The organism is Rhizobium aethiopicum, from assembly GCF_014197535.1.
Lineage (GTDB): Bacteria > Pseudomonadota > Alphaproteobacteria > Rhizobiales > Rhizobiaceae > Rhizobium > Rhizobium aethiopicum_A.
In genome coordinates this window covers 42,176-58,090 of the sequence record NZ_JACIFV010000021.1, presented here as the reverse complement: position 1 = coordinate 58,090, position 15,915 = coordinate 42,176, and the positions used below count along the sequence as shown (strand labels likewise).

Genomic DNA, 15,915 nt, shown 5'->3' with positions numbered 1-15,915 from the left:
GCGGCGGCTTCTTAAGGCCGCCGGCGCAGAACGATCAGCAGCATCGGGGCTCCGACCAGAGCCGAGATCAAGCCGGCTGGCACCTGATAGGGGAAGGCGACCATGCGGCCGGCCCAGTCGGCGATGACGAGCAGGGCCGCGCCGATGAGGGCGGCGGCGAGGAGCTGGGTGGAGGGGCGGCGAAGGCCGAGGCCTTGGGCGAGGTGCGGCGCCATCAGGCCGATGAAGCTCAAGGGGCCGACGACCAGTGTCGCGGCCGCCGTCATGATCGCAGAGAGCCCGAACAGCGCCGCGCGGGTGGGGACGATCCTGAGGCCGAGTTCGCTCGCTGCCTCCGGCCCGAGTTGCAGCAGCGCAAGCCACCGGCTGGCGAGAAAGGCCGCGATGAGGCACGCAAGCGCAATCGAGAGGGCGCTTGCGGCAACGGCATTGTCGACGAGATAGGTCGAGCCCGCCATCCAGCGGATGAGCGCGAGGCCACGGGGATCGCCGCTTGCGGCAAGGACGCCGATCCCGGCATCGAGCATCGCGCCGAAGGCGATGCCGGCGAGCAGCACGCGGTTCGGGCCGAAGCCGGAACGGACGCTCAACAGGAAGATCAGCAGCAGCACGGCAAGCGCTCCGCCGCCGGCAAAGGCAAGCTGGACGGTGAGTCCCGGCGCCGCAAAGGCGAACATGGCAGCCGCGACACCGAGCGTTGCTCCGGCCGATACGCCGAGCACCTCGGGGCTTGCCATTTCGTTTCCGGTCAGTCGCTGCAGGATCAGCCCTGTCACGCCAAGCACGGTTCCGGCGCCGAACGCCGCGGCGACCCGCGGCAGGCGAAGGGGGAGGATGTCGTCCCATGAGGCGGCCGGCAGCCAGGCCCAGGCGCCGTCGGGTGCGCGGCCGAAGAAGATCGCGGTTATTGCCAATGCGACGACCGAGGCGAGCAGCAGGACAAGCGATGCCGTTTTGCTGCTGACCGCGAGCCCTGGCGAGGCCATGGCGGGCAACGTGCGCGAGGCTGTCGCAAGGCGTGGCAGAAGCGCAATCAGAATCGGCCCGCCGAGCAGTGCCGTCACCGCGCCCGTCGGCACGAAATCGCCGGGAGCAAGAAGCTTGATGGCCTCGTCCGTCAGGAGGAGAAGGCCGGCGCCGGCGATGGGCGACCAGATCAATTGGCTGAGGATGCGCCTGGCGCCGGCCAGCCGGACGATCTGCGGGGCGACCAGCCCGATGAAGCCGATGACGCCGACGGCGCTGGTGACGAGGGCGCTCAGCGCAATCGCAATCGCTAGGATGAAGCCCCGCGCGCATTTGATCGGCAGGCCGAGGCTGGTTGCGCCGGCATCGCCGAGCTGGCTCAGCGCCAACGGCCGCGTGGCGAGAAGGGCAAGGGCGGCGAGCAGCGCCACCTTTGGCAGCAGCGAGAGCGGGATCGCCCAGCTTTGCTGCGAGAGCGAGCCGGCGCCCCAGATAAAGATCGCGGAGAGATATTGATCGTTCATCAGAATGAGGATAGCCGCCGCCGCTCCGCACCAGAGGCCGATGATCATGCCGGACAGGATGAGGGAGAAGGGCGAGAAGCCGTGCCGGGCGCTGATCGAGAAGATGGCGAAGGCGGCAGCAGCACTTCCCGCGAGTGCCACCGCGTCGCGGCCCCATCCCGCCAGTGAGGGAAAGGCGAGCATGACGGAAACCAGCGCCAGATTGGCGCCGGCCGAGACGCCGAGCGTCGTCGGCGAGGCCAGCGGATTGCGCAGTACCTGCTGCAGGATCGTTCCCGAAAGTGCGAGGGCGGCGCCCGTGATCAGCGCCGTCGCCATGCGCGGCAGCGTGGAATAGAGAAGCAGAAGGTGCTGAGCGTCGTAACCGCCGGTCGCCTCCAGATGCGGCAGCGCCGGCAGGAGATCGAGGACGGCGAGGCTCAGGCCTGAAAACAGCAGCAGCGCCGCAAGTGCCGGCGCGCCGAAGCGGGAATATTGAGGCTTCATCAGGCGGCAGTCTCCAGAACATCGACCATCAGGGTCGAAAAGCGCAGCGCCTCCTGGACCATTCCAAACATCAGGACGCCTGGAACGACCGAGATCCGCTGCCGCCGGACGAAGGGAAGGCTGGTCCAGAGCGGGCTTTCTGAAAGCCGGGTCAGGACATCGGGCGGAAGCAGCGGCGACACGACGACGAGGTGCGCCTCTTCATCGAGTTCGGCGAGCTGTTCCAAGCCGATCGTCTGAAATCCCCAGTAGCTGGCCTCGCCGTTCCAGGCATTCTCCAAGCCGATGCATCTCATCGCGCCGCCGTAAAGTCCGGGGCCGCCATAGATGCGCGCATGCCTCTGGTCGATGAAGTTGATGACGGAGACAGGAGGCGCGGACAGGCTCTTTGTCCGCTCGCGCAACCGCTCGAACGTGGCATCGGCGCTGGCGAGAAATGCCTCCGCTTGCTGTTGTCGCCCGATCATGGCGCCGAGACGCAGCGTTTCGGCATAGGAGCGGTCGAGCGCATCGCCGTTCTCGGCATAGACGGTGAAAGTCTCCACGGGCGCGATGCGGGACAGCTTTTCATCCAGCGCGGCCAGGAAGGGTGTGCTGAGGATGAGCGATGGCCGGAGGCTGGTGAGGACTTCGAGATTGATCTCCGACGTGGTGCCGACATCGACGACGCCTTGCGGCGTGGTCGGTTCGACAACCCATTCCGGCCAGTTCCTGAGCGAGGCGATCGCACGCGGCACGCTGCCGAGCGCCAGCATCGTCGATGCCAATCCGTAATCGAGCGAAACGATGCCGCCGTCGCCCGCGCGCGCAATTGTGGGCGCGCCCGCCATCGCCAGCGCGCCCAGAAGAAAGTCCCGTCGTCTCAAAGCGCGGTCTCGCTCGGCTGTTCCCCGGCGAGCGGCTTGACCATGAAGAGGCACGGATGATCCTCGTGCCAGAGCTTGGCAAACACCTCCGCCCTGACGAAGCCGTTCCGGTCGTAGAAGCGGCGCGTCGCCTCGAATTGCGGTTCGTCGCGGCCGCGCGGCGCCAGCGTCTTGACTGTCAGCAGCCGGGCGCCTGATTCATGCGCGAAGCGTTCGGCCGCATCGACGAGATGCCGTCCGGCGCCGTGGCCGTGATATTCGGGCCGGGTGGCGATCAGCGCGATCTCGACGGCGCCGGGCAGGTGCGGCTTCAGTGCGATCATGGCGGTGACGACATCCGCTTCGACATAGCCGAACACCGGCAGATCCTCGACCGCCTCTGCGCTTGCTTCGATGACCTCGGGTTCGGAAAACCAGTCGGGCAAGGCTCCCATGATCGATCGGCAGAGCTCCGCCTTGCTTGTCAGGATCTCAACTGTCCGTCCCATTTTTTTCTCGTCTCCGGTCGGCCGATTTAAACTTGACTATTGTTATCATCTTAAATTAGACACTGCAATCACATCGTGTACCTTTGTTCAAAAAGGAGCACCGAGGCCGAACCGACCAGCAACGACAGAGCCTGATTTTCCATTTGTAAAAAGGGTACAGGGCAATGCGAGCATCGCATCGTGATGTGAACGGAAATGCGGTTGTCAACGCGATGATCGAAAACAAGGACAAACTCCTGAAAACGATCGAAAGCGTTGTCAAATCAAGGTCATATTCTGAGGATATATTTCAGGATGGTGTCATCAAGGCTTACGGGGTGAACGTCGAAGGCATTCGTTGCCCGATCGGTTACGCCTTCCGGATGGTTTATAACCTCGCGCTTGACGAGAGCCGCCGGCGGCGTCAGCAGATGAACAACTATAGGTCGATAGATCAGGTGCAGGATATCACGGCCCCGATCCCCACGGTGCTCGACCAGCTCGTTGCTGCAGAAACCCTGCGCGACGTGCTCGCCTCACTGGAAGCGCTGCCAAAGCGGACCAACGACGCCTTCATCCGCCACCGCCTCAACGGCGTGCCGCAGAAGGATATTGCGGCCGAACTCGGCGTCTCAAGGACGCTCGTCAATTTCATGATCAAGGCGGCGGAGCAGCATTGCCATTCGGCGGTCACCGAACCCGCCAGCCCCGATCATGAATCTCGTCGGGATCCTACCGTCTCGCGGCGTGCAGCGCCTGCTGCAAATCGTTCCACAGCAGTTCCGGTTCTTCCAGCCCAACGGCGAAACGTATCGTCTGTTCGCTCACGCCGAACCGGATGAAGGTGGTCATCCGGTCGGGGATCTGCAGCGCGACCTTGGCGGGAACCACAAGGGTTTCCGGGCCTCCCCAGCTGACGCCGAGGCGGATCTCGCGCAGCGCGTTGACGAACCGCGCGACATCGATGTCGGGCGTGAGGTCGAAGGCGAAGAGCCCGGCATAACCCGACAGCGTCGCCCGGCCCGGATGGTCCTGAAAGGCCGGGTGGCGAACGCGGGCGATGTCGGGATGCTGTTTCAGCCGGTCGGCGAGCAGAAGCCCGCTGCGCTCGTGCTCCTTCAGCCGGACGCGCAGCGTGCGCATGCCGCGGAGCAGGAGCCACGCCTCGAACGGCGAGAGCTTGGCGCCGACATAGGGATAGGAGGTCGCGTTGATCTTGGCGATCGCCTCCTTCGTACCGACGACGACGCCGGCGACCGTATCGCTGTGGCCGCCAAGATATTTCGAGGCGGCGTGAATGACGATATCGACGCCGTGCTGGATCGGCTTCTGGAAGAGCGGCGTCGCCCAGGAATTATCGATGACGGTCGTCACACCGGCCTCCTTCGCCATGGCCGACAGGGCCACGATGTCCTGAAGCTCGAAGACGAAGGAAGAGGGGTTTTCGAGATAGAGCAGCTTGGCGCCCGGCAGCGCCTTGCGCACCTCGTCATGATCGGAGGGATCGACGAAATCCACGGTGACGCCGAGCCTGCCGAGCAGCTTCACGAGAAGGCGGTAGACGTCATTATAGAGGTGGCGGACGGCGACGACACGGTCGCCCGCTTCCACGAGGCTGAGAATGGTCGAGGTAATGGCGGCCGTTCCGCTCGAAAAGGCGCGTCCATCTTCGGCCCCCTCAAGACGGGCGACCAGCAGCTCGAATTCGCGGACGGTGGGATTGTCGCCGCGTGAATAGATGAAGTTGCGCACCCGGCCGGCGAAGACATCCTCCATCGCCTCGTAACTGTCATAGGTGAAGAGCGACGTCTGAAAGATCGGCGGCGACACGGCGTTGAAGGCGGCCGGATTAACGGGCGTGAAGAGATCGTCGGCCGCATGGGCGCCAAGGTCGCGGGGGCTGAAGGACTGGTTCATGATGATCCTCTCATGGGCAAAAACGGGGATGGGGACGGATTGATGTCAGAGGTTCGGCCGAGCGCTGCCGGAGCGCGCCGAGCGATCGGGCGAGGCAGAAGCATGACAGCAGGCCGGTGAGCGCCGAGGCCAGGAACATGGCCCAGAGCAGGCCCGAAAAACCGAAGAAGGGCGGCAGGAGCGCAAGCAGCGGAAAGAGAAGATATCCGTTCTGCGCCAAGCCGACGGCAAGGGCGGCCTTCGGCCTGCCCTGTGCCTGGAATAGGATCAACACGGTCTGCCGGAGGCCGAACAGCAGGAAGGGGAGATGGGTTACGATGATCACCTGTCCTGCGACCGACACCACGGATGCATCGTCGGTGAAGAACGAGGCGAGATGTTCGGAAAAGATCATTGCCGTCAGTCCATAGGCGCCGCCGACCGCGCTTGTCACTGCGGTTAGCACGCGGGCTGCCGATAGCACGCGGCCGATATCGCCACGGCCCCAGGCGAAGCTCAGGATTGACTGCGCCCCGAGCGAAATGCCGATGACGGGCAGTGCGCCGACCGCAAGCAGCCGCAAGGCGATCCCCATGCCGGCAATGCCGTCCTCACCGTGATAGGTGCCGGCGACCGACAGCATCGCGGCGATTGCGCCCGCCGTCGCGAGGCTTGTCAGCGTCGTCGGCGCGCCTACGGCAAGAACCGGCCTAAGACGCCTGAGATCGTCGAACCGCCAGCCGAACGTCAGCCGGACCGTCCCGAGCCGTCTCGCATGATAGGCACCGTAGATTGAGAGCGCCACGACCTGGGAGAAGATGGTCGCAAGCGCCACTCCCTGCAGGCCGAGGCCGAAGCCGAAGATCATGATCGGATCGAGGATGATGTTCAGCGCGAAGCACGCGACCAGCGTCCACATGCTGAATCGGGCATTGCCTTCGGCGATCGCCAGGAAATCGAGAATGATCTGCGCCATGGTCAGCGGGATCGAGACCGCGATGATGAGGAGATAGTGTTGCGCAAGCGGCTCGATCGCGGGTGTGGCCCCGAACAGCAGGAAAGATGGGAATGCGACGATTGCGATGGCGCTTGCCGCGCCGAAGGTGATGCCGGCGGCAAGGCTGACCGAGGCAAGGGTGCTCGCCCGTGACCGGTTGCCGGCGCCGAGCGCCCGCCCGACCTCGGTCGCCACACCGACGCCGATGCCTTCTCCGAAAGCGGCGACGAGCATGAGGATCGGCAGCACGATCATGATCGCGGCGATCTGGTCTTCGCCGATCATGCCGACGAAGACCATGTTGATCGTGTGATGCGCGGCATTGATCGACAGGCCGAACATTGCGGGCAACCCGAGCCGCAGCAACAGCCGGAAAAGCTGCGGGCTGGCAAGATCTTCCGGTGCGAGCCGCCGTTTCCGCAGGCTGCCGCTCATCTCGCTCATATCGTTCATGATGCGGGGACCCAGAGATGATCGCCGAAAAAGCGCTCGCGGGTCAGCATCACCAGCAGCGCCCGCTTATGCGGAAAATCGAAATGCTTGATCTTGGCAAAGCCCGAGCGGTCGAGATTGCGGATCTGCTGCTCGTGGCTGGCGCGCGGTTCGCCGACGATGTGCTTGGTGCGGGGATCGTCAAGGAAGATGAAATGCATCAGCGAGGGAAGCCAGGCGCTGATCCATTTCTTGCCGCGATAATCCGGCTCGCCGATCGCCACATGCCATCCGCGATCGCAATCGTCGGCATCGTAGTAGGCACCGAGCCGGTTCTCCTTGGCCCAGTAGACTTCGAAATAGCCGAAGGGAATGTCGGCGAAACTGCCGATCAGCGGCAGGATATGCGGATCGGCGATCCTCTCTTCCAGGATCTCCCGGTGCCTGTCGATCGAGCCCGCATCCTCCCAGATCGTGTTGACCTGCTCGTCGTTCATCCAGCGGTGAAAGTCTGCAAGATCGGTCTCGGGATCGGCCACCCTGAAGCTGATGTCCCGCTCCAGCCAGGGGATGAAGCGCTGGTAGACCGTGCCCTTCGGCTTTGCCGGCCGGCGCGGATGATAACTGCCCGCAGTCATCTGCTGCACCGGCGGGAGCGGATAGGTTAGCTGCGGCAGCCACAGCGACGGCCATTGCCACAGAATTGCGGAATCGAGCTTTCCTGCGCTTAAAATATGTCTTGGAAGACTTGCCTGATGGCCTTCGAAAGCGACCGATTTGATCGACCGATCTTGCGCCGTCACCGCTTCGGCGGCCGCCATGAGAAGCTCCGCCGATTGCACGGGATTTCCCTCGTAGAAGGTCAGCGAGGCGATGCCGGCTTCGACTTCGATGGCGATTTCGTGATTCCCGTGCACGGTGTTGAGATGGACGATATTGGGAGCAAGCCTGACATAGCTGCGCGCCTGCAGAACCCGCCTTTGTTTGGCGGCGTCGAAATCCATGATGTTCTCCTTGATCGGCAGGGCTTGATGCTGCGAGCATGAAGTCTGCTCCTGCGCTGATTTGGTAGAATGACGATCCATCCCTGGGCGGATTTAGGGGTAAACGAAGAAAAAAATTCTCAGCAATTTTCTAAACTCCAGCAGGGGGGATCCGTCATTTGCGCATGACGTCAATCTCTGCAGGAGCTTCGAATGGACAATCTTGAGCCCCGCGACGATCTCTGGATCGTCGTCCACGACACCGAGCATCACTACTCGGTCTGGCCGCAGGACAAGCGGATTCCGGTGAGCTGGCAGGCGGCGGGTTTCGCCGGTTCGCGGCAGGAATGCCTCGCCCACATCCGTGACGTCTGGGCCGATCCGCGCCCGCTTTCCCTGCGCTCGGCCATGGCAGCCGATGCGCGTCTCTGAAAACGTCTGGACAGCAAGATGAACAAGCAGATCACCGATTTCGCCGATGCCCGCCCGGCCGATGCTGTGGACGCCGTCTTCAAGAGTTTTCCGCTGACGATCGCGCAGAAGCGCATCTGGTCGCTGGAGCAGATCGGCAATTACACCGTCTTTCCCGATCAGGTCATCGGGCTGCGGTTCGGTACCGCGATCGCTGTCGAGACGATTGCCGGCGCCTGCCGAACGCTCGTGGCTGAGAATTCGTCCCTTGCCACCTGCTTCCGCCGGCTGGCGGGCGGGCGCATCGAGCAATATCGCGGCGCATCGAACGCGGTGCCGATCGAAATCCTCGGCAAGGAAGGAGCTGCTCTTTCCGAGACTGACGCCTTGGCCGCACGAAAAGCCTTCCGCGACAGGCGCTTCGATCTCCTGGAAGGGCCGGGTGCGCGCATTCAAATCATCCAGCTTGCCGATGGACAATCAACGCTTACGATCGTGCTGCATCCAATCATCTCAGACGACCGCGAAAAGTCCGTGCTTGCCGCTTCGCTGGCGCGCAGTCTCGACGGCGCGCCAGCCGGCGACGTGCAGCCGGCGGAAATCTCGGCCGGAACGCGGGAGGAAGAATGGCTGGAGACGGATGCGGCGCGGGAAGCACTGGCCTATTGGCGCGAGACGATCGGTCTCGACTATGCCGCCTCGACCTTTCCCACTCGCTTCAATAGTGGTGGGCTTGCCGGCGTGGCGCGTGCTGAGCATCGGTTTGCGATCGAGCCCGATCTCTGGGGCAGGCTCGAACGGCATGCACAGGGCAAGGGATGCCAGGTCGAACGCGTGCTTCACGCCGCCTTCTGCGCGCTGCTGGCGCGCTATAGCGGCAACTATGCTCTGCTGACCGGCCTCCTCGTTGCGCGGCCCTGCAAGGAGCATTTCGCCAGCCGCGGCCGCGCCGAACAGGTTCTTTCTCTCGTTCTGCCGCTCGCCTCCCGGCACTCCCTCGACGACGTCGTCACGATGATCTCGTCGGTGACGGAGGAGGGACTTCGCCGGCTCGTGCCGCTGGAGCGCATCACGCAGGAACTGGTGGTCGACGAGGCGGCCGCCCAGGAAGCCGTGGTCAAGGCGCTGTTCGAATTCCGCGAACCCTATCCGGTCGCGAGAGATGCTGCGAATCTGGAACCGTCAGGCGCACGTGCCGACAGCGAGCTTTCCCTGGTGGTCGAGGCGCGTCTGGAAGGCGGCGCATTTGGGCTGATCGACTATGCTCAGGATCTCTACGACGGCGCCCTGATCGCCCGTGTCGCCAAGCATTTCCGCCTGGTGCTCGAACAGATCGTCGCGCAGCCGGATCTCAGGATTAGGGATATCGAACTCGTCGGCAGCGACGAGCTTGAATGGTTGTCTGCACCCTATGAGGACGACATCGTCAACGACGACAGGCCGGTTCACGAACTGATATCGGCCCATTCGCGCCGGACGCCTGACAAGACCGCGATCGTCTATGGCGACGAGGAGTGGAGCCATGGCTGGCTGGAGGCGAGCACCAACCGACTCGGGCATCGGCTGCGGCAGCTCGGCGTTCGCGCCGAGATGACGGTCGCTATCTTCATCAAGCGTTCGCCGGAAGCGATCGTCGGCATACTCGCGACGCTGAAGGCCGGCGGCGCCTATATCCCCGTCGAGCCAGATCATCCGCCGGTGCGCAACCACCACATCCTGCGCGATGGCGGCGTCAAGATCGTTCTCACGCACAGCTGGCTGCGCCATCGCCTGCCGGAGGAGCTCGACGCCACAATCCTCGAACTCGACAAGCTCGATCTCGAAGTCGAGCCGGATACGCCGCTCTATGTTCCCACGCACAAGGATCAGCTCGCCTACGTCATGTACACGTCGGGATCGACCGGACTGCCGAAGGGTGTCGCCGTCGAGCACGGGCCGCTGACGCATCATCTTCAGAATACTTCGCGCGTCTACGGCATGAGTTCGGAGTCTCGCGAACTGCCGTTCCTGCCCTTCAGCTCGGACGGAGGCCATGAGCGGTGGATGAACCCGCTGATGGAAGGCGGCAGCATCATTCTGCCCGACCAGCCGCTCTGGACACCGGAAGAGACCCTGACGGCGATGCGCAAGCACGGCGCCAACAATGCCAGCATTCCGACAACCTATCTGCAGCAGCTGGCGGAATGGGCCGACATTACGGACGGCGCGCCGCCGATGCGGCTCTATTCCTTCGGCGGCGAAGGGCTGGCGCAATCGACCTTCGACCTTCTGTCGCGGGCGCTGAAATCGGAATGGCTGATCAACGGCTACGGCCCGACAGAAACTATCATGACGCCGATGGTCTGGAAGGTGAGGGCCGGCACGAAATTCCAGGGCGTCTACGCCCCGCTCGGCCGAGCCGTCGGGCTCAGGCGCGTCTATGTGCTCGACCCGGACCTCAATCCTTGCCCGATCGGCGTGACCGGCGAGCTTTATATCGGCGGCGAGGGCATCGCCCGCGGTTATCTCGGCAAGCCCGATACGACGGCGGACCGCTTCATCCCCGATCCGTTCTCGAAAGAGGGCGGCCGGCTCTATCGCTCGGGTGATCTCACGCGCTGGCGTGAAGACGGAACCGTCGAATTCGTCGGTCGCGTCGACCATCAGGTGAAGCTGCGTGGATACCGCATCGAACTCGGCGAGATCGAAGCGGCGCTGCTTCAGCAACCCGGCGTCGGCGAAGCCCTGGTTGTGCTGCGCGACGAGGATGCCGGTGAGAAAGCGCTGGTTGCCTATGTCGTTCCTAAGAAGGACGAGAGGCTTGATGTCGAGACGGTCCGTTCCGGCCTCGAACGCAGCCTGCCGTCCTACATGGTGCCGGCGGCGGTGGTCGAACTGGAAAAAATGCCGACCAATCCGAACAGCAAGCTCGACCGCTTCGCGCTGCCCGCACCCCAGCCGGTCAAGCGCGAAATCGTCGAGCCGGCGACCGCGCTCGAAGAAGAGGTACTGGATGTCTGGCGCCAGGTTCTCAAGCTGGAGGCGATCAGCGTCGAGGACAATTTCTTCGCGATCGGCGGCAATTCGCTGGGCGCGATCCGCATCCTGTCGCAGTTCAGGCAGCGCCAGCCGAAGATCCCGCTGACTGTCGCCGATATCTTCAACAATCCGACCATCCGCGGCTTTGCCGGCGTGATGGAGCAGGGGGAGGAAAGGGATCTCTCCGAAGTGATCGTGCTGCGGGCATCAGGCGCCAAGCCGCGGCTCTATTGCTTCCCGGGACTTCTCGTCAGCACCCGCGAATATGTGAAGCTCGTCGATTATCTCGGCGCCGACCAGCCGGCGACCGGCTTCATTTGCCACTCGCTGTCCGAGAAGAAGGAGGTCGGCGCGCCGGTCGAAGAGATCATCGAGAGCTATGTCGATTATATCAGGAAACACAGCAGCGGCGCGCCCTGCACTTTCCTCGGCTGGTCCTGGGGCGGGCTTCTGGCTTACGAGGCTGCCCGCACGCTTGCCAACGAGGTCGACGTCCGGATGATGGCGATGGTCGATGTCTGCGATCTCGGATCGGAATTTGCGATCGGCGCCAAGCCGCGCTTCCGGCCGGGCGAGCGCGACGCGCTTCATCGGGACGTGCAGGCATGGCTGCAGAAAACGGCGATGCGCCCGGAATGGGACCGGCTGCTTTCGACGATGGACGCCGATACCTATGAGCAGTTCCTGCGCTTCGTCGGCGACGAGAAGGATCCGCTTCCGACCGATGGGCCCGATATTAGCAGCCGCGAACATACGTTCTGGGTGCTGATCGACAATGCCCTGATCTTCCGCAAGCATCGGCTCGTTCCTCACGACGTGCCGATCTATCCCTGGGCAGCCGATGACAGCCTCAACCGCGGCCTCAACCTGATCGATTGGCGCCGCCTGTCGCCGCGCGCGCATGCGGCCGAGATCATCACCGGCACCAACCACCTGCACATGATCGGGTCGCCTGCCTTCCACTCAAGGCTTGCCCTGCGTCTCAAGGAAACAGAGAAGGATAACGCATGACCGTCGCTTTTACCCGCAGGGACGCCCTCAACGAGCCGCTCGATCTTGCCGGCATCGGCATCGGTCCCTCCAATCTGAGCCTTGCCTGCCTGCTGGAATCCGTGCCCGAGGTCCGCAGCCGCTTCTTCGAGCGGCGCGGCGCCTTCGACTGGCATCCCGGCATGATGATGCCCGGGGTCGAGCTGCAATCGTCCTTCCTGAAGGATCTCGTCACCCCTGTGCTGCCGACCAGCCGCTGGTCCTTCATTTCCTATTTGGTGGCGCACAAGCGGCTCTACGCCTTCCTCAACGCCAATTATGACGCCGTGCCCCGGCAGGAGTTCGCACGTTATCTCGCCTGGGTCGCCAAGGGCGTGGAGGGCTTGCGTTTTTCGACTGACATCCGTGACGTCGAACACCGCGACGACCGCTTCATCCTGCGCTTCGACAACGGCCAGGAGGAAGCGCGCAATCTGGTGATCGGCACGGGGTCCTCGCCCTTCGTGCCTGACTGGGCAAAAGCCTTCCTGGGTGCGGATTGCTTCCACAACAGCAAGGCCAAGTCGCGCCTCAACGGTCTCCGCGCCGCCCGCATCGTCGTGGTTGGCGGCGGCCAGAGCGGCGGCGAGGTGGTGGAAGCGCTGCTTGGCGATCCCGGTTCGATGAAGGAACTGACCTGGATCAGCCGGCGCCATAATTTCGAGCCGATCAACGACACGCCGTTTTCGAACCAGGTCTTTTCGCCCGAATATGTGCAGGCCTATCTGAAGCTCAGCGGCGAGCAGAAGCAGGCGGCGCTGAAGAACTCGATCCTGACGAGCGACGGCCTGTCGATTTCGACGATCCATTCGATCTACCGCCGCCTCTATGCGCTGCGTTATCTCGAACCGGGCACGCTCACCGCATCTCTCTCGCCAAGCCGCGACGTGATCCAGATAGAGCGAAACGGCAATGCCTATCGGCTGATCGTCCGGAACCATTTCGACGGGGGCATAGAAGTGCTGCATGCCGACGCCGTGATTCTGGCGACCGGCTACAGGTTCCGACTGCCGGATGCGCTCGGCTCGCTCGGCGAAAGGATAAGCCTTGACAGGAACGGTTATCCCACCCTGAACGACGATTACACCATGCAGTGGACGGGCCCGAGGGCCAACCGGCTGTTTGCGCAGAATGCCGGCCGATACTCGCACGGCATCGCCGACTCTCAGCTCAGCCTCATGGCCTGGCGCAGTGCCGCCATCGTCAATACGCTTCTCGGCCGGCAGCATTTCGATGCCGAACCCGACAATGCGCAGCTGGTCTGGGCAACGGAAGCAGCTTCGGCGATGCCGCATCAGCTGCGCGCCGGCTATTCGGACGGCATGCTGTCGTCCTGAAACATGCGTGTATGAATGTCCGGGAGACCTGATCGGGAGCGGGCGGCCAGCGCGACGACGTGCCGGCTGCCGCTCTCGGTCAGGCGGTGAAACCATTGCCCGTCGCGCTCGCCGCCATAGGCTGCAACGGGCAAGCCGTCCTCCCAGGAAAAGGCAACGTTGCGGGGATCTTCACGCAGGCCCACGCCGAGCGCCTTCAGATGGCTCTCCTTGAGCGCCCAAAGTTGAACGGCTGCGCGCGGCCGTTCCTGCGCGGGCAATTCACCGAGCCAGCGTCGTTCGTCTGGGCTGCAATAGCTCTCCAAAGCCGCCTCTTCGATCCCGGTATCGGCGCGTTCACAATCTATTCCGATGCGTTCGCAGCCCGACGCAACCGCGACGGCCACCAGCCCATCGGCATTGGAGAGGCTGAATTGCAGCTCATGACGACCCTCGGCCTTCAGCTTGCCGTAGGCATCCGCCACCAACACGACCTTGTCATGCGGAGTTTCTGTATGCGCGCTCAGCAGTTGTCGCAGCAGATACCGGCCGGCAATGAACGAGGTCCGATCTCGTTCGAACCGGTAGGCCTCGGCGCGCTCCAGCTCATTCGATGAAAGCGACTGCCTCCAGCGCTTCCCGTCGTCTTCGTTCTGCGGATATTGCCAAAGCACGACATCGATGGCGGCCGGTTGATTGTCTGATTGCTGCATGAGGCCAGTATGCGTACCGCTGCCCGATTGGCAATCGGGCAGCGGTTTAGGTCGGCGATCGCCGCGGGGTCTATTCCGCAGCCTCGATGAAGCGATGGCGCTCGTAGAGGAACTTCAGCACGGCTTCGCGGCATTTCAGATATGTTCGGTCCGACGCGAGTTCGATGCGATTGCGAGGACGTGGCATGGTCACGTCGAGCACTTCGCCGATGCGGGCCGCCGGACCGTTAGTCATCATCACGATGCGGTCGGACAGCAGCACCGCTTCATCGACATCATGGGTGATCATCACCATCGTGTTGCCGAGCCGGCTATGGATCTCCATCACTGCATCTTGAAGATGAGCACGGGTCAAGGCGTCGAGGGCGCCGAACGGCTCGTCGAGCAGCAGGATCTTCGGCTCCATTGAAAGCGCACGCGCAATGCCGACTCGCTGCTTCATGCCCCCTGATATTTCCGAAGGCCGCTTATCCCTCGCATGCGCCATCTGCACGAGGTCGAGATTGGCCATGACCCAGTCATGACGCTCCGTTTTGGTCTTCGTTCTGTTGAAGACCTTGGAGACAGCGAGATTGACGTTCTCGTAGACCGTCAGCCACGGCAGCAGCGAGTGGTTCTGGAAGACGACGGCGCGTTCCGGACCCGGTTCGTTGACCTCGCGATTTTCAAGGAGCACGGCGCCTGCGGAAACCGGTGTCAGGCCGGCAATGAGATTGAGCAGGGTGGACTTGCCGCAGCCCGAATGGCCGATGATCGAGACGAATTCGCCCTCTGACATCGTCAGGTTGATGTCCTTCAAGACCTCGGCGCGTACGCCGCCACGGTCGAAATGCTTGTCGATACGATCGAGCTTCAAATAGGCGTCCATAACGTGCTCCTCAATTGGCCATAGCGCCACGGGTGATGAGTTTGCCGAGCGCGGCCACCAGCTTGTCGAGGGCAAATCCGACGATGCCGATATAGGCCAGCGCGACGATGATGTCTGGAAGGCGCGAGGAGTTCCAGGCATCCCAGATGAAGAAGCCGATACCGACCCCACCCGTCAGCATCTCGGCCGCGACGATGGCGAGCCAGGACAGGCCGACGCCGATCCTGAGGCCGGTGAAGATGTAAGGGGCTGCCGACGGCAACATGATCTTCCAGAAAAACTCGAGCTGGTTGAGCCGCAGCACTTCCGCCACGTTGCGGTAATCCTGTGGGATGTTGCGGACGCCGACGGCGGTGTTGATGATGATCGGCCAGATCGAGGTGATGAAGATGACGAAGATCGCCGACGGATTGGAATCCTGGAAGGCGGCAAGCGACAGCGGCAGCCAGGCGAGCGGCGGGACTGTCCGCAGCACCTGAAAGATCGGATCGAGGCCGCGCATCGCCCAGACCGACTGTCCGATGATTGCACCGACAATGATGCCGGCCACCGCGGCAAGCCCGAAGCCGTAAGCGACCCGCTGCAGCGAGACAAGCACGCGCCAGCCGAGCCCGATATCCTGGGAGCCGTAGTTGAAGAAGGGATAGGCGATCAGATCATAGCTCTCCTGCCAGACCTGATGCGGCGAGGGTAGAGACGCGTCGCTCGAGGAGCACAGTACCTGCCAGACGAGCAGGATGAGCGCCAGCACGACGGTTGGCGGAACGACGTTGCGCAGCGCGGTCAGGCCCACATGACGAAAGTCGATCCGCGGTGCATGTTTTCTGGAAAACGGCAGGACCCTTGCCGCCGATTTGATGGGGGCGGTGGTGGAGGGATTGTGTTGATTTGCCAGGGCGGACATCGGCGCGTTCCTCACGGGAAAAAGGGGCCGGCGCGCTCG

Annotated in this window: 13 protein-coding genes; 4 read left to right on the top strand and 9 right to left on the bottom strand. The window is 63.2% G+C overall.

The genetic code is table 11. The features are described from left to right. Positions 1 to 11: 11 nt before the first annotated feature. Genes fhuB through GGD53_RS23505 form a run of 3 tightly spaced genes read right to left on the bottom strand, consistent with a single transcriptional unit; the run spans position 12 to position 3,330 of the window. Positions 12 to 1,976: a Fe(3+)-hydroxamate ABC transporter permease FhuB gene (gene fhuB, locus GGD53_RS23515; protein ID WP_184459181.1), complete on the bottom strand. Its 1,965-nt coding sequence runs from the start codon at positions 1,974 to 1,976 to the stop codon at positions 12 to 14. Then, positions 1,976 to 2,806, bottom strand: coding sequence for an iron-siderophore ABC transporter substrate-binding protein (locus GGD53_RS23510; RefSeq protein ID WP_184459220.1), 831 nt, complete (start codon positions 2,804 to 2,806; stop codon positions 1,976 to 1,978). The genes fhuB and GGD53_RS23510 overlap by 1 nt, the downstream gene beginning before the upstream one ends. 32 nt (positions 2,807 to 2,838) lie before the next feature. Next, a complete protein-coding gene (locus tag GGD53_RS23505; RefSeq protein ID WP_184459180.1) occupies positions 2,839 to 3,330 on the bottom strand; it encodes a GNAT family N-acetyltransferase in 492 nt (163 codons plus the stop codon). A gap of 164 nt (positions 3,331 to 3,494) precedes the next feature. On the opposite strand from GGD53_RS23505, the gene GGD53_RS23500 reads away from it, so the two are divergent. Continuing rightward, on the top strand, positions 3,495 to 4,151 hold the full coding sequence (locus GGD53_RS23500; protein WP_184459179.1) for a sigma-70 family RNA polymerase sigma factor: 657 nt from the start codon (positions 3,495 to 3,497) through the stop codon (positions 4,149 to 4,151). On the opposite strand, the gene GGD53_RS23495 is transcribed toward GGD53_RS23500, so the two are convergent. From GGD53_RS23495 to GGD53_RS23485, 3 genes are read right to left on the bottom strand one after another with little or no spacing between them, the layout of a single operon-like run. Next, a complete protein-coding gene (locus GGD53_RS23495) occupies positions 4,042 to 5,226 on the bottom strand; it encodes a PLP-dependent transferase (protein WP_184459178.1) in 1,185 nt (394 codons plus the stop codon). The genes GGD53_RS23500 and GGD53_RS23495 overlap by 110 nt on opposite strands. Before the next feature lie 10 nt (positions 5,227 to 5,236). Then, positions 5,237 to 6,655, bottom strand: a complete 1,419-nt coding sequence (locus GGD53_RS23490) for an MATE family efflux transporter (protein WP_184459177.1) — start codon at positions 6,653 to 6,655, stop codon at positions 5,237 to 5,239. After that, positions 6,652 to 7,638 carry a GNAT family N-acetyltransferase gene (locus tag GGD53_RS23485; protein ID WP_184459176.1) on the bottom strand — a complete coding sequence of 329 codons (987 nt, stop codon included), beginning with the start codon at positions 7,636 to 7,638 and terminating at the stop codon, positions 6,652 to 6,654. Before GGD53_RS23485 ends, GGD53_RS23490 begins: the two co-directional genes overlap by 4 nt. A gap of 192 nt (positions 7,639 to 7,830) precedes the next feature. Here GGD53_RS23485 and GGD53_RS23480 point away from each other — a divergent pair, with 192 nt between their 5' ends. The 3 genes from GGD53_RS23480 to GGD53_RS23470 are packed head-to-tail and all read left to right on the top strand — an operon-like array spanning position 7,831 to position 13,412. Beyond that, entirely contained in the window at positions 7,831 to 8,049 is a 219-nt protein-coding gene (locus GGD53_RS23480; protein ID WP_085740585.1) for an MbtH family protein, read from the top strand. A gap of 18 nt (positions 8,050 to 8,067) precedes the next feature. After that, the gene (locus GGD53_RS23475; protein WP_184459175.1) at positions 8,068 to 12,057 is read left to right on the top strand and encodes a non-ribosomal peptide synthetase; all 3,990 of its coding nucleotides are present in this window, start codon (positions 8,068 to 8,070) and stop codon (positions 12,055 to 12,057) included. After that, entirely contained in the window at positions 12,054 to 13,412 is a 1,359-nt protein-coding gene (locus GGD53_RS23470) for a lysine N(6)-hydroxylase/L-ornithine N(5)-oxygenase family protein (RefSeq protein ID WP_184459174.1), read from the top strand. The genes GGD53_RS23475 and GGD53_RS23470 overlap by 4 nt, the downstream gene beginning before the upstream one ends. On the opposite strand, the gene GGD53_RS23465 is transcribed toward GGD53_RS23470, so the two are convergent. From GGD53_RS23465 to ntrB, 3 genes are all read right to left on the bottom strand, one after another. Next, entirely contained in the window at positions 13,385 to 14,104 is a 720-nt protein-coding gene (locus GGD53_RS23465; RefSeq protein WP_184459173.1) for a 4'-phosphopantetheinyl transferase family protein, read from the bottom strand. The genes GGD53_RS23470 and GGD53_RS23465 overlap by 28 nt on opposite strands. Before the next feature lie 70 nt (positions 14,105 to 14,174). Continuing rightward, positions 14,175 to 14,972, bottom strand: coding sequence for an ABC transporter ATP-binding protein (locus tag GGD53_RS23460; RefSeq protein WP_184459172.1), 798 nt, complete (start codon positions 14,970 to 14,972; stop codon positions 14,175 to 14,177). A gap of 10 nt (positions 14,973 to 14,982) precedes the next feature. Beyond that, a complete protein-coding gene (gene ntrB, locus GGD53_RS23455) occupies positions 14,983 to 15,876 on the bottom strand; it encodes a nitrate ABC transporter permease (protein ID WP_184459171.1) in 894 nt (297 codons plus the stop codon). Positions 15,877 to 15,915: the final 39 nt, after the last annotated feature.